The following is a 19,261-nucleotide window of genomic DNA, read 5'->3' as shown; positions in this document are numbered from 1 at the left end:
TCCGCCGACAGCGATTCCCGACATCCCCTCCACAACCTCACCTCTCGTGTCAGGGGTCGGCGAACTCCAGGGTGATCTCCCGGGAGTCGCCGAGTTCCACCCGGGCACGCTTCCGCTCCGCCGCACGCAACGGCACGAGGTACCCGCCGTCCTTCGGGAACAGCGACGTCGTCCACGTCACCGAGCCGATCGTCACGCGGGCCGGGATCACACCCCACCCGTAGGTGAGCACCGGCGCGAGGTCGGCGATGACCTCGGCGGCGTCCGGTGGCACGACGGCGAAGAAGAACGGTGACGGGCCGCGCCACTCGATCACCTCGCCGCGGAACTCGAGCTCCATGCGGCGATCGTACGGCCGCGGCATCGAGCGCGCCGGGCCGGGATTCGTTTTCGGTGGATGACGGTTCCGGTTCACGATCGCCGGGTTCTGCGAACCGGAACCGTCATTCGCGAGGAGGAACTGGTGCCTCCCCTTCCTCTCCCCCCGCCCAGCGGGACCCGGACGACGGACGCGCCCCGTGCCTCCAGGCCGGAGCCGGGGAGCACGGGGCGCGAGCCGCCGTCAGGACGCGAGGGTCAGCGGTACGACGCGGCCTGTCCGTACAGCACCTTCGTGAAGGAGGAGACGTAGGAGGACTCGTCGCCTCCCGGCAGGTTGTACGTCATGAAGACGCCGTAGCCGTCGGCCTTCGTGCGCTGTGCGAGCGACACTGCCGTCGCCTGCGGGGTGTTCTGGATGTCGACCGCGGCGGCGGAGATCTTCGACTTCGGCAGGCCCGGGATCGTCGGCGCCGTGTAGGTGCCGTAGTAGGGGTTCCAGGCGTAGTCGAGCTTCCCGCCGATCGACGGGCTCGCGGTCTTCAGGGCATCGGAGGACGGGCCGATGTCGTAGAACGAGATGATCTTGCCCGGCATGTCCGCACGCAGGGCGCTGATGAGCCAGCCGATGGACTGCTGGTTCGGCTGCGGGGTGCCGTTCACGCCGTAGTCCGAGTACTCGTCGTCCAGGTCGACGCCGTCGAGTCCGTACCTCTTGACCGTCGCCGAGACCTGCGCCGCGAAGTCCCGCGCCGCGGCCTTCGTCGGGAAGTTCGCCAGGCCGGCGCCCTGGTGGTTGCCGAGCACCGAGAGCGTCACCTTGATGCCCTTGGCCTGCAGCGGGCGGATCTGCGTGGCGGCCTGGTCGAGGGTCCGCTGCACGTTCTCGTTGTTGTACAGGACCGCCTTGCCGTCCTCGTAGTTGATGTTCGCGGCGAAGATGATCGCCACGTCGAACGCGTTCGCGCCGTTCTCCAGCGTGTACCGCCCGACGTTGGCGAGCTCGTCGTTGTTCACCTCGACGTAGGCGATGCTCGTCGGCCCCGACTTGGTGGGCGCAGCGTGGTGCCCGTGGCCATGACCGTGGCCGTGCCCGCCGCCGTGGGACGCACCGTGTCCTTGCCCGTGGCTGGACCCGGACGAGGAGGGCGCCGCGGACGCTGCGGCGGGCACCAGTGGTGCCGCGAGCATGGCGACAAGTGCGGTCGCGATGCTGAACTTCGTGGACTGCTTCATGTGGTTCCTCCTTGGGTGGGACGGTCGGTCAGTCGGTCGGTCAGTTGCGCGGGAACCGGAAGGTGCGGACCTCGTAGGCGTCGACGGCGAACGAGGAGGCATCGGCGTCGGACGACGCGTCACCGAGCGGTTCTTCGAGGAGGGTCACCTCGACGGCAGCGCCGAAGGTCGCCTCGTCGGCCGAGACCGCGATGCCCCCGGTCCCCCGCTGCCCGGACGGCTCGTAGACGCGCACGACCAGGTCGCCCGACCGGTCGTCGGCGAGCTTGACGCTCGACAGCACGACGTCGCCGGAGACCTGCACCAGCGGCTCGAAGCCGTGCGCCCCGGTGATCGTCCGCGCGCCCGCGTTCATCCGCACGCCGGCCGACGTGGCTCCGAGCTGGTCGGTGCCGATGACGATGCCGTACCGGTGCGTCTGCACGCCCTGGTCGGTCTCGGGGTCCGGGAACCGCGGTGCCCGCAGCAGCGACAGCCGCACGGTGGTGGTGACGTGCCCGTCGACGGCGTCGCGCGTGGTGTCGAAGCCGTGGATCGAGTCGTTCACGAGCGCGACACCGAAGCCCGGCTCGGACACCAGCACGTAGCGGTGCATCGAGGTCTCGAACTTCGCGGCCTCCCACGAGGTGTTGGTGTGGGTCACCCGCTTCTGCGCGCCGAACTGCGTCTCGGCGACGGTGTGCTCGGCGCGGACGTCGAGCGGGAAGGCCACCTTGAGGAACTTCTCGGTCTCGTGCCAGTCGGTCACCTGGTCGAACTCCAGGGTGCGGGACCCCGGCGCCAGGACGATCTCCTGCGTCACCGTCGAGTCACCGAACGCCCGGGACACGACGACCCGTGCGGCCCCGGTGTCGTCGACCGACGCGGTCAGCCCGGTGGTCGACACGAGGTCCTCGACGCGGTTGCGGTAGTACCGGTCGACGTCCCACGCGTCCCACATGTTCGGGAAGTCCTGGTGCAGCTGCAGCAGGTTCGCCGCCTGCCCGGCCGCGATCGCCTCGCGCCCGCTCGCCAGGTCGACGGCGCTCGTCACGAGCCCCTGCGCGTCGACGATGACCCGCACCAGGTCGTTCGCCAGCACGTACCCGCCGTCCTGCTCGGTCAGGGCCACGGCGGTCGCCGCCGGCACGTCGGTCGCCATGACAGCGCCCTGCGCGGGTGCACCGGCCTGGAGGAACGGGGCCGGGTTCACGACGACGGCCGCGTCCCCGGTGCCGGTGAGCGCCGAGAGCGACTGGTCGATGATCACGCTCAGGGCCGCGGCCGTCTCGGCGTACCGCTCGACCGCTTCGCGGTGCACCCACGCGATCGAGGTGCCCGGCAGGATGTCGTGGAACTGCTGGAGCAGGACCTGCTGCCACAGGGCGTCGAGCTCGTCGTACGGGTAGGCGAAGTCGGCGCGGGCGGCGGCGGTCGCGGCCCAGAGCTCGGCCTCGATGAGCAGCTGCTCGCACCGGCGGTTGCCCTGCTTCGTGCCGTGCTGCGACGTGAGCGTGGCCCGGTGCAGCTCGAGGTACAGCTCCCCCACCCACACGGGCGGATCGGTCAGTTCGGACTTCGCCCGGTCGAAGAACGTGTCCGGGTGCTCCCAGCGGACCTTCGCGCTGCCCTCGAGGTCGGCCAACCGTGCGGCGGTGCCGGTCATCTCGCGGGTGGTGCCACCGCCGCCGTCGCCCCAGCCGACCGGGGCGATCGAGCCGGTGGCGAGTCGGTTCTCGCGGAACTGGCGGGCGGCCTTCGCGACCTCGCTGCCGGACAACCGCGAGTTGTAGGTGTCCATCGACGGGAAGTGCGAGAACACCCGCGACCCGTCGATCCCCTCCCACAGGAATGTGTGGTGCGGGAACTTGTTGACCTGGTTCCACGAGATCTTCTGCGTGAAGAACCACTCGAAGCCCGCGCGGCGCATGAGCTGCGGCAGCGCCGGCGAGTACCCGAAGCTGTCCGGCAGCCAGACGCCCTTGGGCCGGATGCCGAACTCGCGCTCGAAGAACCGCTGGCCCTGCGAGAACTGCCGGACGATGCTCTCGCCGGTCGGCATCACGGTGTCGGACTCGACCCACATGCCGCCGATCGGCAGGAACCGGCCGGCCTCGACCGCGGCCTTGACGCGGGCGTAGACCTCGGGGCGGTGCTCCTTGATCCACGCGTACTGCTGCGCGCTCGACATGCCGTACAGGAAGTCGTCGGTCTGGTCGATGAGCTCGGTCATGGTCGACGTGGTGCGGGCGACCTTGCGGATGGTCTCGCGCACGGGCCAGAGCCAGGCGGAGTCGATGTGGGCGTGCCCGACGGCCGAGATCGTGTGCGCCGAGGCCTCGGCGGGAGCGGCCAGCACCTCGGCGAGCGCCGCACGGGCGTCCCCGGCGGTCTCCGGGATGTGCTGCAGGTCGAGCGCGTCGAGGGCGTCGTCGAGGGCCTGCAGGATCCGCATGCGTCGGGGTCCGGCGGGCAGCTCCGCCTGCAGTTCGAGCAGGACGTCGATGTCCAGGGCGAGTTCGTGCACCTCGGACTCGAAGACGGCGAGCTCCATCCGGCGGGTGGCGTAGAGGCGCTTCGAGGACGAGGTCTGCACGTCGCCCTCCTGCGTCGGCAGGAAGGGGTGGTAGTCGAGCAGGACGGGGTTCGACGCGGCCTCGACGAACAGTTCGACGGTCTCGCCGCCCTCGGCCCGCTCGGTGACCAGGACCCACTGGTTGCGGGGGTTGATCGACTTCACGGGGGTGCCGTCGGCCAGGTAGACGAGTCCCTCGCACTGGAACCCGGGCATGTTCTTGTCGAAGCCGAGGTCGATCACGGCCTCCACCCGGCGTCCGGCCCACTCGGTCGGCACGGTCCCGGTCAACCGGAACCACGTCGTGCACCAGGCCGCGCCCCACGGGGTGCCGACCTCGTAGGGCTCGAACGTGAGCGCGAGCCCCTCGGTCGGCGGGACCGGCTCCCCCGGCAGCTCGTGCCACGCGGCCTCGAGGGCCGTCGTGGTCGCGTGCACCGCGGGGGTGATCCGCTCGTCGAGCACCCGTCGGGCGCGTCCGGTGGTGAGGGGGATGTCGTCGTGCATGGGGCCTTCCGGGGTCAGGGCGTGGTCGCCGGGTGGGCGACGCGGACGGTGGTGGTGTCGAGGTCGGACGGCACGTCGACGCAGCGGTCGACGCCGCGGTCGGCCAGCAGCGCGGTGTCCGACAGTCGGGAGCGCAGGACGACCTGCGGCCCGCGGCCGTCTGGTGCGGCCTCGGCCAGGGCGAGCCAGGCGGCGGCGAACCGACCGCCGGGGGCGCAGTCGGCGCGGGTGCCGTGCCGGTCGGTGCCGTCGGACAGCACGTCGTCGAGGACGAGCGCGGTGGTCGGCGGTGCGGCACGGGCGTCGCGGGTGTGCTCGGCGCGGGCGAGGGCGGCGAACGCCTCGCCGGCGGGCTTCAGCCGTCCGTCGTTCGTGAAGAGCCCGAGGTCGTACTCGAGCTCCGGGAAGTCCGCGAGCGACCGGGCGACGTCGTGGGAGCACCACCACGTCACCCCGAGCACCTGCTGCGCGTCGAGGACGTGCCGGATGGTCTGCTCGCTGAACGCGGCGGCGTCGGCGGGGTCGACGACGTTGGTGGGGGCGCCGACCTCCTGCAGCCAGTTCGGTCGGGCGGCGTCGCGGTTCCAGGCCGCGGCGAGCTGGAGCAGGTACTCCCCGTGCCGCACCGACCCGGCTCCGAGGGCACCGTGCAGGGCCGCCGAGCCGTTGAACACCCACGAGTGCGTGACCGTGGCGTCACCGTGGTCCGCCGCGTGCTCGGGGCCGAAGGGCTGGGCGTCGTCGTACCAGGCCGCGTCGTACTGCGCGACCGTGACCAGCGGCCCGGGGCGCGACCCGGTGGCGGAAGCGACCGACGAGGCGGGGTCGAGCCGTGCCTCCAGGCCGACCGACACGGACGACGCAACCGACCCCGACGACCCGTCCGACAGCCCTGCCCGCGCCGCCGCGACCATCGCCGCCGCCCACGCGTGCCCCTGCTCCGCCGTGATCGCGTGCGGTGCGGGGTGCGGCGCGTGTGCGAACTGGTTGACCTCGTTGCCGATGGTGATGCCGAGCAGGTTGGGCTTGCCGGCGACCGCTCCGGCGAGCGCCCGGACGTACGCGGCGGTCGACGCGACCACCTCCGGGTCGGTGAACATGTTGCGGCGGTGCCAGCTGTCCAGCCAGGACGGCACGAAGTCGAAGCTCGACAGGTGCCCCTGCAGGGCATCCACGTTGACGTCGAGTCCGAACGAGCCGGCGAGGTCGACGACCGTCGCGACGTCGTCGAGGGCCTGCTGCCGGATGAGCGTCCGGTTCGGCTGGACGACCGGCCAGAGCGGGAAGATCCGCACGTGGTCGGCGCCGATCGACGCGATCGCCTCGAGGTCCCTGGCGGTGTCCGACCGCGAGAAGTCGAGCCACGAGTGGAACCAGCCGACCGAGGGCGTGTAGTTGACCCCGAACCGCATCAGCCCTTCACACCGCCCTCTTCGACGCCCTTGAAGAAGAAGCGCTGCAGGACGGCGAAGATCACGGCGATCGGGATGAAGGCGATCATGGTGCCGGCTGCGATCATCCGCTGGTCGGTGGCGAACGTGCCCTGCAGGTACTGCAACCCGACGGTCAGGGTGAGGTTCTCGGGCGACTGCAGCACGATGAGCGGCCAGAGGAAGTCGTCCCACGCACCGATGAACGAGAAGATCGCGATGACCGCGATGGTCCCCTGCACGGCGGGCAGGGAGATGTAGCGGAGGCGCTGCATCGCGTTCGCACCGTCCATCACCGCTGCCTGGTCGATCTCCTCGGGGATCTGCCGGAACGCGTTGAACATCAGCAGGACGTTGAGCGCCGCGATCATGCCGGGCAGGGCGACACCGACCAGGTTGTCGGCGAGGCCGAGGTCCTTCACGGTGACGAACTGCGAGATGATCGTCGCCTCGCCGGGCAGCACGAGGGTGCCGAGGAACAGGCCGAGCACGAGCTTCCGGTGTCGCCACTGCAGCCGGGCGAGGGCGAAGCCGGCCAGGGTCGCGAACACGATGTTGCCGAGCACGTCGATCGCGGCGACGAGCAGGGAGTTGCCGATGTACCGCCACACCGGGATCGCGGCGGCGACCTTCAGGTAGTTCTCGATGGTCGGTTCGGACGGGATGAACGACGGGTTCGCCGTGTAGATGTCCTCACCGGCGCCCTTGAGCGACGTGGACAGCTGCCACAGGAACGGGCCGATCGTGATGAAGAGCACCACGATGAGCAGGACGTAGCGGACGACCTTCTCGCGGGTGGACATGACGCCCCAGACCGCACGGCGCCGCTTGCGTCCGTCGCGTCCGTTCTGACTGGAGGCCCGTCCAGCGCCCGTCGCGCCGGTCACGTCCGGCGTCGGGCTGGCTGCGCCCTGCGCGCCGCCGATGACGGGTTCGGTCGTGCTGGTCGTGTTCGTCACTTGTCCGCCTTGCTGTTCATCCGGGCGAGGGCGAGCATCGGCACGAGCGTCACGACGAAGAGCAGGAGGCTCAGGGCTGACGCGTAGCCGAGGTTGCCGGTGAAGCCGCGGGCGTACTGCTGGATGAGCATGACGAGCGAGTTGTCCTGCCCGCCGGGTCCGCCGGTGCCGTTGGTGAGGATGTAGAGCTCGCTGAACACCCGGAGCGCGGAGACGCACACCAGGATCCCGACGAGCGTCATGGTGCCGCGGACCCCGGGCATCGTGACCGACCAGAAGCGACGGACCGCGCCGGCACCGTCGAGGGCGGCGGCCTCGTGCAGGTCCTTGCCGACGTTCCCGAGGGCGGCCAGGAAGATGATCATGTAGTAGCCGAGCCCCTTCCACACCGTCAGGCTGATGGCGCTGAGGAGCAGCAGCCACCGGTCGGTCAGGAACGGGACGCTGCCCTGCACGACGCCGAGGGCCTGCGCCATCTCGTTGATGACACCGCGGTCGTCGAGGATCCACGTCCAGATGAGCCCGACGACCACCGCGGAGGCGATGACCGGCGTGTAGAACGCGGTGCGGAAGAACGCGATCCCGGGCAGCTTCTGCTGCACGAGCACCGCGATGAGGAGCGGGAGGACCGTCAGCAGCGGCAGGCACACCGCCATGTAGATGACGCTGTTGAGCAGCGCCTCCCACACCTGCGGATCAGCGAGCAGGGTCTCGAAGTTCTGCACCCCGACCCACTGGCTGACGCCGCCGAGCGGGCTGGCGTTCGTGAACGACAACCGCACCGTGTTGATCGAGGGCCACAGGCTGAACGCGACGAGCCAGATCAGTGCCGGCAGGACGAGCAACCAGGGCGTGTACCAGCGGTTCGCACGCATCAGCCGTTGGCCAGCAGGCTGTTCATCTTGGTCTGGGCGGTCTCGAGCGCCTGCTTCGGCGCCACCTGGCCCTTCATCGCGAGGGCGATCTGCTGGTCGAGGAAGTCGGTCATCGCGGAGTTCGCCTCGACCGGGTTGATGACCTTCGCCGTCTTCAGGGCCTCGTTCGCCAGGACCCGGGCCTCGCCGTTCACGGTGCCGTCGTCCTTCGAGAAGTACGGGTCGGACTGCGACGACGTGGTGGACGGGAAGATGTTGACCTTGTGGGCGAACGCCTCCTGGTTCTCCGCGTTCGTCATGAACTTCGCGAAGGCCTCGGCGGTGGCGAGGTGCTTCGACTTGCTCGAGACCGACAGACCCTGCACGTAGAGCGGCGGGGTGTCGAGTGCGGGGCTGACGGTGACCTTGCCCTTGAGCGACGGGTTGTTCTTCTCGAAGTCGGCGAGCGAGGTGGCGCCACCGGTGGTCCAGGCGACCTTGGCCTGCGTGAACAGGGTGGAGTTGCCGAGGTAGTCGCTGTTCAGCACGTTGGAGGGCATGTAGCCGTCCTGGTACGCGTCCTTGTAGCGGTCGATCAGGTCGGCGGCCTTCGACGAGTCGGCGAAGGTGAACTTCGTGCCGTCGGCGTTGAGCACCTTGACGCCGGCGAGCGTGAAGTCGCCGAGGCCGGGCTTCCGGCTCATCAGGTAGTCGGTCGGGCAGTTGTCGTGCATGGTCTTCGCCTGCGTGAACAGCTCGTCGGTGGTCTTCGGCGGGTTCTTCGCGTCGAGGCCGCACTTGGCGAACATCGTCGAGTTCCAGTAGTTCACGTCGGTGTTGAGGTACCAGGGGTACCCGAACGTGCCGTCGACGCCCTTGTACTTGTAGGAGTCCAACGCGCCGGCGACGTACGTGCTGTCGAGCTTCGAGTCGTCCTTCGCGACGTCCTGCAGGAACCCGCGCTTCGCGAGCGGCAGGGCGATGTCCGGCGGCAGGTTGATCACGTCGGGCAGGCTGTTCGACGAGGCCTGGCTGAGCACCTTGTCGGCGTACCCGTCACCGGGCTGGTCCTGCAGCTTGACCTTCGCGTCCGGGTGGGCGTGCTCGAAGTCCTGGATGACCCCGTTGAGGTACCCCGTGTAGGTCGGCGTGAGCGCCCAGGTCTGCAGGGTGATGGTGCCGCTGATCTCGCCGCCGCCGTTGTCGGCCGCGTTCCCGCCGCTCGAGCAGCCGGTCAGGACGAGCGCCGTGGCGGCGGCCGTCGCGAGCAGCGCGGTGGCGCGGCCCCTCGTCATGCGTGTGGTGGTCCTCATGGCGTCTGACTCCCTCGTCATAGCTGAACCGGTTCAGCATAAGTCACCGAACCCGTGTGTGGCAGCCACTGTGAATGACTAAAGCGCTATAGTCAACCCCGTGGCCACCAAGCGTCGAACGACGATCGCCGACATCGCCGCGCGGGCCGGCGTGTCCATCAGTGCGGTGTCGTTCGCGTTGAACGACCGCCCCGGGGTCTCCGACGAGACCCGTCGCCGCGTACGTGAGATCGCCCGCGAGCTCGACTGGCAGCCGCACACCGCGGCCCGGGCACTCGGCGGCGCGAAGGCCGGTTCCATCGGCTTCGTGCTGAACCGCCCGGCCCGGACCTTGGGCACCGAGTCGTTCTTCGGCGACCTGATCTCCGGCATCCAGCTCGGGCTCGCCGGCACCCACGTCGGCATGAACCTGCTCGTCGCGCGCGATGCCGAGGAAGAACTCGAGACCTACCGGGACTGGTGGCGCGGACACCGTGTCGACGGCGTGATCGTGATCGACCCCCGTCGCGACGACGCCCGGCTCGCCCTGCTCGCCGACCTCGGCCTGCCGACCGTCGTCGTCGGATCGCACCCCTCCCCCGACGGCGCCGCCCCCACGGTCTGGATCGACGACTCGGACGCCACCGACACCGTTCTGCGGTACCTGCACGCCCTCGGGCACCGACGCATCGCGCACGTCGCCGGGCGGCCCGAGTTCGAGCACACCGCCATGCGCATGGACCGGCTCCGGGCGTTCGCTGCCGACGAGGGGCTCGACGACACGGTCTCGGTGCCGACGGACTACTCGGCCGAGGCCGGTGCCAGCGCCACCCGCACCCTGCTGTCGAGGAGCATCCGACCGACCGCGATCGTCTACGACAACGACGTGCTCGCCGTCGCCGGGCTGGGCGTGGCGAGCGAGATGGGCGTCGCGGTGCCCGGCGACGTCTCGATCGTGTCCTTCGACGACTCGGCGATGATCCGGCTCGTCCGCCCGGCGATCACCTCGCTCACCCGCGACACCGTCGAGCTCGGACAGCGTGCGGCGACCCTGCTGCGCGCGCAGATCGACGCCAGCGCCCCGCTCCCCTCACGCCCGGGCCCCTCGCTCACCCTGAGCGTCCGCGAGTCCACCGGCCGCGCCCCCGCCTGACCCACTCCGGACGTCGGCGCCGACGACCCGCTCCCCCCTCCCACCGCTCCCGCCGTTCCTCCTCCCGCTGCCGCCGTCCCCCCTCCCGCAGCGCGGCGCGGCTGCCTGCAACTGGCGCACGCACCGCACTGCACTGCACCGACGCGGGACGACGTGGTCTTCTCCGCGCCGTGACGGTTCTGGTTCACGAAACCCGAGGATCGTGAACCAGAACCGTCATCGATGCGGATCGGAACCTCCTTCCCCGCGGTCGACGGTCACCGGCGGTTCGTCGGAGGTCGGACCCGCTCGAGGGCCCGCCGCATGGACGACGTCGTGCTGAAGCCGAAGCGGGTCGCGACGTCGGACGGGCGGTCGCCTCGGGTGAGTGCGTTGCGGACGGCGAGACTGCGGTACCAGCGGCCGAGCTGCGCGGGCGGGCATCCCGTCGCTGCGGCGCACCGGCGCTCGAGCGTGCGCTCCGACATCCGGACACCGACGAGGAGGGCCCGCAGGGACGACGGACCGGCCGGATCGAACAGGCGGTCGAGGATCCGCGCGAGACCGTTGTCGCCGAGCATCGGGGGCGGGTTGTCGCGGAGCACCGTCGTGACGACGAGCCGGGCGAGGGCCTGCTGCTGCGCGCCGTGCCACCTCCCGCCGTCGAGGTGCCCGACGTGGCGGAGCGCGAGGCCGACGTCGGGCGAGGGAGCCCCGGGCGGACCGGTGGTCGCGACGGGTGGGAGTGCGAGGACCTCGTCGGCGAGCGGGCCGAGCGTTGCGGCTCCGACGAGGACACCGGTCAGCGCGAAGAGTTCCTCGTGCGGGAACGCGTACGTCTCCGCGACGCGGGGCGGGCCGGAGCGCTCGGGGCCCGTGCTGATCGTGATCGTCGCGTGCCCTTCGACGAGGGCGGCGGTGCCGGCGTCGACGATCGCGATGTCGTCTCCGCGCCGGATCCACACGGAACGGGACCGCGTCGCCACCCAGACGTGGGTGCCCGTCGGTTCGACGTCGAGCGTCCACGCCTCGTCGTCGGACCGGACCTCGGTGCCCGGCCCGACCTGGAGCCCGACGGCGTCGATCAGTGCTCGGAGTGCATCAGCCATCCGTCGAGCGTGATCCACGGGCAGGACGAGCGGGCGTGGACCGGGCGACCTGTGGAAGAGGGGGGATAACCCCACCCGGGGTGGGGAGAGGGCAGGATGGGGGAACGGCTCCGCGATCGCGAGGCTGGATGCATGACCGACACCGACCGCCTCGACCAGGCGCGAACCGTCCCGCTGGACGACGTCACGCCTTCGCCCGACCAGGCCCAGACCGTCCCGCTGGGCGGCTCCGTGCCCCCTGGAGCCACCAAGCCGATGCCCCAGTACCCGCGCCAGCACCAGCAGGACCCCCAGGACGCCCCGCAGTCCCCGCCGGCGTCGTGGAGTGCCACCCCGCGGGTCGGGTCCGGTCCGGTCGGTGGTTCCGGTCGCGGTTCCGGCATGACCGCCGGGCAGTTCTACCGCGACGCGTGGAAGCGCCTGCCGCGGGACTTCGGCTACATGGCGCTCACCGCCGTGCTGCTCTGCACGCTGTACTTCGCGTTCCCGACGGCGATCTTCGGTGGCGGGTTCCGCGACCTCTTCAACCCCTTCGTCCTGCTCATGTTCTTCATCGCGCTGTTCGTGGCGCGGTGGCTCGGACAGTTCGAGAAGCTCCGCATGAGCTGGGCCGACCGACGCCCGATCCGCCCGGTGGACTGGACGCCCCGCTGGCAGCAGAACTGGTGGACCCGCACCGGCTCGGCCGTCGCCAACCCGCACTACTGGCTCTACCTGCTGCACGCCGCGGTCGTCTACCCGCTCGTCGCGGTCGTGACCGTCGGGACCGGTGCACTGCTGCTCGTCGGCTTCGCCTGGCCGATCGTCGTGGGCGGACTGTACTTCGCGAACAACGTCCGGGTCGGCTACTTCCCGGACAGCGTCGGGTTCGTGACCGGCGTCGGCGCCCTCGGCCTGCTGTCGATGGCGGCCTCGGTCGTGCTCTTCCCGCTCTGGGCCCGCGGGTCCGTCCTGGCGCACTACTGGGTCGACTTCGGCCTGCTGGGTGGCTTCCGTGCCGAGCAGCTCGAGCAGCGCGTCGCCGGCCTGCAGGCCTCCCGCGCCGGTGCCGTCACCGCCGAGGGGCAGGCTCTCCGCCAGATCGAGCGCGACCTGCACGACGGCCCGCAGCAGCGATTGGTTCGACTCCGGATGGACCTGTCCGCCGCCGAGCGCGCCTTCGAGAAGGACCCCGAGAAGGCCAAGCAGCTCATCGGTGAGGCATCCGAGCACGCCCAGGACGCCCTCGACGAACTGCGCGCACTGTCCCGCGGCTTCGCCCCGCCGATCCTGCTCGACCGCGGACTCGTCGCGGCGCTCGAGGCACTGGTCGCCCGCACCCCGATCCCGGTGGGTCTGGACGTCCGGCTGCCCGAGGGCCTGGAGCTCGCCACGGAGATCCAGCGCAACGTGTACTTCACGGTGAGTGAGCTGCTGACGAACACCATGAAGCACGCCGGCGCCACGACCGCCGGGGTGTACCTCGGGCTGGTCGTCGACGCCTCGGGCCTCTGGTACCTGACCGTCAGCGTCACCGACGACGGCCGGGGTGGTGCCCGACCGCAGCAGGGCCACGGGATCGAGGGCCTGATCGGCCGCATGCGGGCCCTCGACGGCGACCTGGTCGTCTCGAGCCCCGAGGGCGGCCCGACCGAGGCCACCGCCCGGATCCCCCTCGGTGCCCTGAACGGCGTCCCGACGGCGGCGAACCAGCGGTCGTGACCCCACGGGGGCGCCCGCGCTCCCACTAGGCTGGTCGGCATGACAGACGGCCCGGATGCAGCCCGCATCCGGGCCGTCGTCGTCGACGACGCCGTCCTGCTGCGCGAGGGCCTGGCACGCGTGCTCGACGAGGCCGGCATCGACGTGATCGGGCAGTACTCCGACGCCCGGGCCTTCCTGGCGACGCTGCCCGAGGGTGCACCCGACGTCGTGGTGATGGACGTGCGGATGCCGCCGACCTTCACCGACGAGGGTGTCCGCGCCGCCGTCGAGACCCGCCGGATCGCTCCACGGACGGGTGTGCTCCTGCTCTCCCAGTACGTCGAGGCCACCTACGCCGAGGACGTCCTCGCCGCCGGCGCGACCGGCATCGGCTACCTGCTCAAGGACCGCGTCACCCGGCTCGAGGAGATCGACGACGCCGTCCGCCGCATCGCCGCCGGGGGCACCGTGCTCGACCCCGAGGTCGTCACGCAGCTGATGAGCCGCCGCCGCGACCCGCTCGCAGCCCTGACCCCTCGCGAGCGTGACGTGCTCGGGCTGATGGCCGAGGGCCGCACGAACGCCGCGATCGCCCGCGCCCTGGTGATCGGTACCGGAGCCGTCGAGAAGCACGTGTCGAGCATCTTCGGCAAGCTCGCACTCGAGGACACCGGAGAGGACCACCGCCGCGTCCTCGCTGTCCTCGCCTACCTCGGATGAGCCGAGCCCGAGGATGAACCGAGCCCGAGGATGAACCGGGTCCCCGCACCCCTGCTGGCCCTCACCGCGATGGTGTCCGTCCAGCTCGGCGCCGCGATCGCGAAGACCCACTTCGACGACGTCGGCGCGGTCGGGGCCGCCACGCTCCGGCTCGTCATCGGTGCCGTCGTGCTCGCCCTGGTGGTCCGCCCCCGCGTCCGGCACTGGACGCGGGCGCAGTGGCTCGGTGCGGTCGGCCTCGGCCTGGCGCTCGGCGGCATGAACGTCTTCATCTACCTGTCGTTCGCGAGCATCCCGATCGGTGTCGCCGTGACGATCGAGTTCCTCGGGCCGCTCGCCCTGTCGCTCGTGCACACCCGGCGCTGGCGCGATGCCCTGTGGGCCGTGCTGGCGCTCGCCGGGGTCGTGCTGCTCGGCGTCGGGCCGACCGCGGTGACCGAGGTGGGCGGGGTCGTCTGGGCGGTCCTCGCTGCCGCGTGCTGGGCGGGCTACATCGTGATGAACCGGCACGTCGGCGCCGCGATCCCCGGCGTCGACGGGCTCGTCGTGTCGATGGTGGTCGCGATGCTCGTGTCGTTGCCGTTCGGGCTCCGGTCCGCGGTCGACGGCGTCGTGCACGAACCGACGCTCCTGCTCGTCTTCGGCGCCGTCGCCGTGCTGTCCAGCGTGCTGCCGTACGCCCTCGAGATGCTCGCGCTCCGCCGGATGCCGACACGGGTGTTCGGGGTGCTGCAGAGCCTCGGCCCGGCGATCGCCGCCCTGGCCGGCCTCGTCGTGCTGGCCGAGGGGCTGTCGGTGCTCGAGACGGTCGCCCTGGCGTGCGTCACCGCCGCGAGCGTCGGCGTGACGCTGTCGGCCCGTCGCCGACGCGGCGGACCGGTGGGGTGAACGAAGAGGAGGCTCGGATCACGTCCGCCGACGGCGGTGCGTGATCCGGGCCTCCTGAGAAGACCGTCTACTCGTCGCGCAGGAAATCTGCGTACGTGGGTTCCGACTGCTCACCCGACAGGAGGGACGGATCGTTGATCCGACGCTCGACGTAGGCGCTGATGACCTCGGGCGGGGTGAGCACGTGGGCGACCCAGGACGGCACCGCTGCGTTCTTCATGGTGCCTCCTTCGTGGGTACGGGTCCGGATCGAATGCCTCGATCAGTGAGTTACTTGCTGAACCCGCGTTCGCTAAACCATCCTCGGGGTGCGGGTGGAAGTCAACGCAGTGCGTTCTGCGGACTCCGGTTCGCGCTGTCCCGGTCGGCACGGAGCGTGCGGTGCTTCACCGCGGAGCGCCACACCCACGCCTCGGCCTGCTGCCCGAACTGCGCCCACTCCACCAGCACGGCGTCGCGGGTCCAGCTCTTGGCGAAGGCCTTCACCCGGACGTGGAAGGTCGGGAACTGGATCCACGCCCAGACCGGCTTCGGGGTGACGGCGTGGCAGACGTCGCCGCCGCGGGCGTCCTCGGACAGGGAGTACGCGCGCGGACGCTCGACCTCCGGGTGTTCCGGGGGCTGCCACCGGTTCTCGCGACGCCGTCCCACGACGGTATTCGAACGTGTGTTCGAACGACAGTCAAGTCGACCGCGCCGTCTGGACGACGACCTGGCGTCGGACGGGCGTGTCGTCGTCGGGCGGCGGGGCGGGGCGGACGGGTACGCGTTCCCACCTCGTTGACGGTTCTGGTTCACGATTCCCGGGCTGCGCGAACCGGAACCGTCATCGCGCAGACACGAACGTCCGTCCCTCGCCGGGTGGAGCAGCGGGAGTCGACGCGCACTCCGGCTCCGGCTCAGCCCGCGCGGGCCGCCAGGCGCTCGGAGCGTCGGCGTGCCTGCTCCCCGGGGTCCGGCACGGGGGCGGCCTGGATGAGCCGTCGTGTGTACGGGTCCTGGGGCGAGCGCAGGATGGCGTCGCGCGTGCCGTGTTCGGCGACCCGGCCGCCGTGCAGCACGACGACCCGGTCGCACAGGGTGTCGACCACGGCGAGGTCGTGCGTGACGAACAGGCACGCGAACCCGAGGCGCTCCTGCAGCTCGCGGAACACGTCGAGCACGCGGGCCTGCACCGACACGTCGAGTGCGCTCGTCGGCTCGTCGGCGATCAGGAGCGCGGGGTCGAGCGCCACCGCGCGGGCGATCGCGACGCGTTGCCGTTGGCCCCCGGAGAGTTCGTGCGGGTAGCGCTCGGCGTACCCGCCGTCGAGACCGACGTCGGCGAGGAGCCGTTCGACACGCTCCTCGACCTGCACCGCCGGCAGCCGGAGGATCTGGCGGAGCGGCTCGGCGACGGTCTGCCCGACGGTGTACCGGGGGTTGAGCGACCGGAGCGGGTTCTGGAACACCACGCCGACGTGCTGGCGCATCTGCCGGCGGGCGGCTCGCCGTGCGCCGGCGACGTCGGTGCCGTCGACGACCACCGAGCCCGAGGTGATCGGCGCGAGGCCGACCGCGGCCCGGCCGATTGTGGTCTTGCCACTGCCGGACTCCCCCACCAGGCCGACGATCTCGCCACGGCCGACGGTGAACGACACGTCGTCGACGGCACGGAAGCGCCCGCGCAGGGCGCCGCCGTACTCGACCACGAGGTGCCGGACGTCCAGGACGGCGGCCGGGGGCGTCGTGGCGGAGCCGAGCCGGGCCTCCAGGCCGGACCCGGTGCCCATGCGCGGGACCGCAGCGAGGAGTTCGCGCGTGTAGTCGGCGGACGGTGCGGCGAAGACCGCCTCGGCGGTGCCGGTCTCGACGACGCGGCCTCGGCGCATCACGACCACGCGGTCGGCGAGGTCCGCGACGACGCCCATGTCGTGGGTGATGAGCAGGATCGCGGTGCCGGTGCGCTCGCGCAGCGCGCGGAGGACGTCGAGCACCTCGGCCTGCACGGTGACGTCGAGGGCGGTCGTCGGCTCGTCTGCGATGAGCAGGTCCGGGTCGGCGGCGAGCGCCATCGCGATCATCACGCGCTGGGCCTGCCCGCCGGAGAGTTCGTGCGGGTACTGGCCCAGGCGGCGTTCGGGTTCGGGGACCTCCACGGCGCGGAGCAGCTCGAGCGAGCGCTCCCGGACGGCGGCGCGGTCGTGCTGGCCGTCGGTGCGTCGGACGGCCTCGGCGAGCTGGAACCCGATGGTGAACACCGGGTTCAGCGCCGCGGACGGGTCCTGGAAGATCATCGACACGCTGCGGCCCCGGACCGACCGGAGGGTGCGCTCGTCGGTGCCGATGACCTCGAGGTCGCCGAGCCGAATGCTCCCCGAGGCGCGCGCACCGTCGGGGGCGATGCCCATCGCGGTCATCGCGGTCATGCTCTTGCCGGAGCCGGACTCCCCCACGACCGCGACGACCTCGCCCCGGGCAACGGCGAACGAGGCGTCGTCGACGGCGCGGACCACCTCGCCGTCGACGTCGAAGGTGACGGTGAGGTGCTCGACGGTCAGGACGTCGGTGGTGCCGCTCATGGGGTCTCCGGGGGGTCGGTGTCGTCGCGGGCGGCCTTGAAGGCCTCCCACTCCTCGAGCATCTTGCGGTGGTAGCCCTGCAGCCACTGCATGTAGTCGCGGCCGTTGAGCAGACGCTCGCGGACCTCGGCGTCCACGTCGCCCCTGCCGGTGCGGCCGGCACCCTCGACGACGGCGAGCCCGCGGCCGATGATGTCGCGCTGCCGGTCGAGGTACTTCCGTTCGCTGGCGAGCCAGGAGCCCCAGACGTCGGCCTCGGCCCGGAAGTAGTGACTGCGCTCGCCGGGGACGATGTGGCGCTTCACGAACCCGGAGTCGACGAGCCGCCGGGTTGCCATCGACACCGACCCCGAGCTGGCGCCGAGCGCTGCCTGCAGGTCGGACGACGACGAGTGCGGTGCGCGGGTCATCATCAGGTAGCCGAGCACCCGGGCGTCGGTGAGCGGCATGCCCGCGCCGTCGTTGAGCATCAGGGCGAACTCCTCGACGAAGGCCTGGCGCTCCGGTCCGAGCAGCCGGTCGTCGGCGGCGTCGGTGCCGGCGCCGTCGGTGCCGTCGGTGCCCCTGTCGTCCGTCACGAGGCCAGCCCGGCGGCCACCTCGGGTCGCTCGTCCGGGATCGACCACGGCTCCTGCGACATGCCGCCGCCGCCACGGATCGCCCGCACGGTGCCGTCCTCGTCGCGGGTGTAGGTGATGTCCTCGTCGACGGAGCCGAAGCGGTTGCCGTGGGTCATCCGCAGGGTGTCGGCGTCGACGACCTCGAGCCGGGTGGGGGTGTCCATCGGTTCGGGGCCGGACGGGTCGACCTCGACGAGCCGGTCACCGATCCGGGCGACGTCGGTGACGCCCCACGGGTTGGCGAAGCGCCCGGTGAAGGCGGCGGTGTCGACGTCGTCGGGTACCGGGGTCCCCGGGGCGTCGGCGTCGGCCGCGGCGTCGAGCATGGCGATGACCGCGGTGGCGATGAGCGTGGCGGGTCCGGCGGCGGCACTCGTGAGCACGGACACGACGAGCCCGGATGCCGGGTCGAACATCGACTGGGTGATGTGCCCCGGGAACCCGCCCGAGTGGCCGCGGATCTCGCGCCCGCCGATCCGGTCGACGATGAACCCGGCACCGTAGCCGCGGGCCGCGGGGTCGTCGGTGGCGCTCCAGGCCTTCCGCTGCGCGAGGCGCTTGGAGTGGTCGTCGAGCAGGGTGCCCTGCCCGATCACGTGCTGCGAGAAGTAGCGGACCAGGTCGGATGCGGTGCCGTGGAACCCGGTGGCGGCGGCCATCGCGCGGGTGTCGACGTGGTCGATGCGCTGCCGGTGCCGGGCGGTGTGGAAGCCGGTGTACCCGACCACGAAGTCGTCGGCGCGTGCGGGGTCCCAGTCGGGGCCGGTGTTCCGCAGGCCCAGGGGTTCGGTGATCGACTCACGTACGAAGTCGTTGTACGACTGGCCGGACACCGCGGCGATGACCAGGCCGAGCAGGGAGTAGCCGAGGTTCGAGTAGTTGAACGACGAGCCGGTCGGCACCTTCTGGCCCCGGTCGAGCACGAGCGCCAGGAGTTCCTGCTCGTCGGGGAACGGGCGGAGCAGGGACCAGTAGTCGCCGTCGTGTCCGTCGCGGATGACGCCGGCACCCATCTCCATGAGCTCGCGCAGGGTGGCGTCGGCGAGCGGGGAGCCACCGTCGACCAGTGCCGGGACGTACGTGCCGACGGTGTCGTCGAGCCGGAGCGACCCGCGCTCGGCCAGCTGCAGCAGGGCCGTCGCGGTGAAGGTCTTCGAGTGCGAGGCGATGCGGAACAGGTCGGTGGTGGTCAGGCGGCGCCCGGCCTCGACGTCGGCGTAGCCCCAGGCCTCGTCGAACAGGACCTCGCCGCCGAAGCCGACGGCGACCTGCACGCCGGGCACCCGCAGCTGCCACACCTTGTACGACACCCACTCGCGGATGTAGGGCAGGGTCTTCCGGTACGCGGAGAGGGTGTCGGTCACGGTGGTCCTTTCGAAGGGCGGTGGTTCGAGTCTG

17 protein-coding genes are annotated in these 19,261 nt (G+C 71.2%); 4 read left to right on the top strand and 13 right to left on the bottom strand.

Going from position 1 to position 19,261, the window contains the following annotated elements; all coding sequences use genetic code 11:
- Positions 1–49 precede the first annotated feature (49 nt).
- The 7 genes from BIU91_RS11405 to BIU91_RS11375 all read right to left on the bottom strand — a co-directional run bounded on the left by BIU91_RS11405 (position 50) and on the right by BIU91_RS11375 (position 9,153).
- Positions 50–340 (bottom strand): DUF1905 domain-containing protein, encoded by a 291-nt coding sequence (locus tag BIU91_RS11405; protein ID WP_071405539.1) that lies wholly within the window; start codon positions 338–340, stop codon positions 50–52.
- Positions 341–576: 236 nt separating this feature from the next.
- Positions 577–1,554 carry an endo-beta-N-acetylglucosaminidase H gene (locus BIU91_RS11400; RefSeq protein ID WP_071405538.1) on the bottom strand — a complete coding sequence of 326 codons (978 nt, stop codon included), beginning with the start codon at positions 1,552–1,554 and terminating at the stop codon, positions 577–579.
- Between the two features lie 40 nt (positions 1,555–1,594).
- Positions 1,595–4,615 (bottom strand): glycoside hydrolase family 38 C-terminal domain-containing protein, encoded by a 3,021-nt coding sequence (locus BIU91_RS11395; protein ID WP_071405537.1) that lies wholly within the window; start codon positions 4,613–4,615, stop codon positions 1,595–1,597.
- 14 nt (positions 4,616–4,629) lie between these two features.
- Positions 4,630–6,027 carry a glycosyl hydrolase gene (locus BIU91_RS11390; protein WP_071405536.1) on the bottom strand — a complete coding sequence of 466 codons (1,398 nt, stop codon included), beginning with the start codon at positions 6,025–6,027 and terminating at the stop codon, positions 4,630–4,632.
- Positions 6,027–7,004: a carbohydrate ABC transporter permease gene (locus BIU91_RS11385; protein WP_216099668.1), complete on the bottom strand. Its 978-nt coding sequence runs from the start codon at positions 7,002–7,004 to the stop codon at positions 6,027–6,029. Before BIU91_RS11385 ends, BIU91_RS11390 begins: the two co-directional genes overlap by 1 nt.
- Entirely contained in the window at positions 7,001–7,879 is an 879-nt protein-coding gene (locus tag BIU91_RS11380; protein ID WP_027464687.1) for a carbohydrate ABC transporter permease, read from the bottom strand. Before BIU91_RS11380 ends, BIU91_RS11385 begins: the two co-directional genes overlap by 4 nt.
- Positions 7,879–9,153: a sugar ABC transporter substrate-binding protein gene (locus BIU91_RS11375; protein ID WP_071405535.1), complete on the bottom strand. Its 1,275-nt coding sequence runs from the start codon at positions 9,151–9,153 to the stop codon at positions 7,879–7,881. Before BIU91_RS11375 ends, BIU91_RS11380 begins: the two co-directional genes overlap by 1 nt.
- A 118-nt stretch (positions 9,154–9,271) precedes the next feature.
- On the opposite strand from BIU91_RS11375, the gene BIU91_RS11370 reads away from it, so the two are divergent.
- Complete coding sequence (locus BIU91_RS11370; protein WP_084741151.1) at positions 9,272–10,303, top strand: LacI family DNA-binding transcriptional regulator; 1,032 nt, start codon at positions 9,272–9,274, stop codon at positions 10,301–10,303.
- A gap of 257 nt (positions 10,304–10,560) precedes the next feature.
- On the opposite strand, the gene BIU91_RS11365 is transcribed toward BIU91_RS11370, so the two are convergent.
- The gene (locus BIU91_RS11365) at positions 10,561–11,391 is read right to left on the bottom strand and encodes a helix-turn-helix domain-containing protein (protein WP_071405533.1); all 831 of its coding nucleotides are present in this window, start codon (positions 11,389–11,391) and stop codon (positions 10,561–10,563) included.
- A 132-nt stretch (positions 11,392–11,523) separates the two neighbouring features.
- Here BIU91_RS11365 and BIU91_RS11360 point away from each other — a divergent pair, with 132 nt between their 5' ends.
- The 3 genes from BIU91_RS11360 to BIU91_RS11350 are packed head-to-tail and all read left to right on the top strand — an operon-like array spanning position 11,524 to position 14,682.
- Positions 11,524–13,092 (top strand): sensor histidine kinase, encoded by a 1,569-nt coding sequence (locus tag BIU91_RS11360; RefSeq protein WP_084741148.1) that lies wholly within the window; start codon positions 11,524–11,526, stop codon positions 13,090–13,092.
- A 39-nt stretch (positions 13,093–13,131) separates the two neighbouring features.
- Complete coding sequence (locus tag BIU91_RS11355) at positions 13,132–13,794, top strand: response regulator transcription factor (protein WP_027464682.1); 663 nt, start codon at positions 13,132–13,134, stop codon at positions 13,792–13,794.
- 30 nt (positions 13,795–13,824) lie between these two features.
- Positions 13,825–14,682, top strand: a complete 858-nt coding sequence (locus tag BIU91_RS11350; protein WP_071405532.1) for an EamA family transporter — start codon at positions 13,825–13,827, stop codon at positions 14,680–14,682.
- 67 nt (positions 14,683–14,749) lie between these two features.
- Here the strand turns inward: BIU91_RS11350 and BIU91_RS18925 are convergent, their stop codons facing one another.
- From BIU91_RS18925 to BIU91_RS11330, 5 genes are all read right to left on the bottom strand, one after another.
- Complete coding sequence (locus BIU91_RS18925; RefSeq protein WP_163343414.1) at positions 14,750–14,902, bottom strand: hypothetical protein; 153 nt, start codon at positions 14,900–14,902, stop codon at positions 14,750–14,752.
- 101 nt (positions 14,903–15,003) lie between these two features.
- Entirely contained in the window at positions 15,004–15,333 is a 330-nt protein-coding gene (locus tag BIU91_RS11345) for a hypothetical protein (RefSeq protein ID WP_035807629.1), read from the bottom strand.
- A gap of 248 nt (positions 15,334–15,581) precedes the next feature.
- A complete protein-coding gene (locus tag BIU91_RS11340; protein WP_071405531.1) occupies positions 15,582–17,243 on the bottom strand; it encodes an ABC transporter ATP-binding protein in 1,662 nt (553 codons plus the stop codon).
- Entirely contained in the window at positions 17,240–17,821 is a 582-nt protein-coding gene (locus tag BIU91_RS11335; protein ID WP_071405530.1) for a MarR family transcriptional regulator, read from the bottom strand. Before BIU91_RS11335 ends, BIU91_RS11340 begins: the two co-directional genes overlap by 4 nt.
- The gene (locus BIU91_RS11330) at positions 17,818–19,227 is read right to left on the bottom strand and encodes a serine hydrolase (protein ID WP_071246673.1); all 1,410 of its coding nucleotides are present in this window, start codon (positions 19,225–19,227) and stop codon (positions 17,818–17,820) included. The genes BIU91_RS11335 and BIU91_RS11330 overlap by 4 nt, the downstream gene beginning before the upstream one ends.
- Between the last annotated feature and the right edge of the window lie 34 nt (positions 19,228–19,261).

The sequence above is a fragment of the Curtobacterium sp. MMLR14_002 genome (assembly GCF_001864975.1).
In the GTDB taxonomy this organism is placed as follows: domain Bacteria; phylum Actinomycetota; class Actinomycetes; order Actinomycetales; family Microbacteriaceae; genus Curtobacterium; species Curtobacterium flaccumfaciens.
The sequence above is the reverse complement of the archived record's forward strand: the minus strand, read 5'-3'. Positions and strand labels throughout refer to the sequence as shown.

Coding starts and splice junctions, on each gene's coding strand:
- BIU91_RS11350 (WP_071405532.1), top strand. CDS start 13,825: ATGAACCGGGTCCCCGCACCCCTGCTGGCCCTCACCGCGATGGTGTCC.
- BIU91_RS11365 (WP_071405533.1), bottom strand. CDS start 11,391: ATGGCTGATGCACTCCGAGCACTGATCGACGCCGTCGGGCTCCAGGTC.
- BIU91_RS11360 (WP_084741148.1), top strand. CDS start 11,524: ATGACCGACACCGACCGCCTCGACCAGGCGCGAACCGTCCCGCTGGAC.
- BIU91_RS11405 (WP_071405539.1), bottom strand. CDS start 340: ATGGAGCTCGAGTTCCGCGGCGAGGTGATCGAGTGGCGCGGCCCGTCA.
- BIU91_RS18925 (WP_163343414.1), bottom strand. CDS start 14,902: ATGAAGAACGCAGCGGTGCCGTCCTGGGTCGCCCACGTGCTCACCCCG.
- BIU91_RS11355 (WP_027464682.1), top strand. CDS start 13,132: ATGACAGACGGCCCGGATGCAGCCCGCATCCGGGCCGTCGTCGTCGAC.
- BIU91_RS11395 (WP_071405537.1), bottom strand. CDS start 4,615: ATGCACGACGACATCCCCCTCACCACCGGACGCGCCCGACGGGTGCTC.
- BIU91_RS11380 (WP_027464687.1), bottom strand. CDS start 7,879: ATGCGTGCGAACCGCTGGTACACGCCCTGGTTGCTCGTCCTGCCGGCA.
- BIU91_RS11390 (WP_071405536.1), bottom strand. CDS start 6,027: ATGCGGTTCGGGGTCAACTACACGCCCTCGGTCGGCTGGTTCCACTCG.
- BIU91_RS11400 (WP_071405538.1), bottom strand. CDS start 1,554: ATGAAGCAGTCCACGAAGTTCAGCATCGCGACCGCACTTGTCGCCATG.
- BIU91_RS11375 (WP_071405535.1), bottom strand. CDS start 9,153: ATGACGAGGGGCCGCGCCACCGCGCTGCTCGCGACGGCCGCCGCCACG.
- BIU91_RS11340 (WP_071405531.1), bottom strand. CDS start 17,243: ATGAGCGGCACCACCGACGTCCTGACCGTCGAGCACCTCACCGTCACC.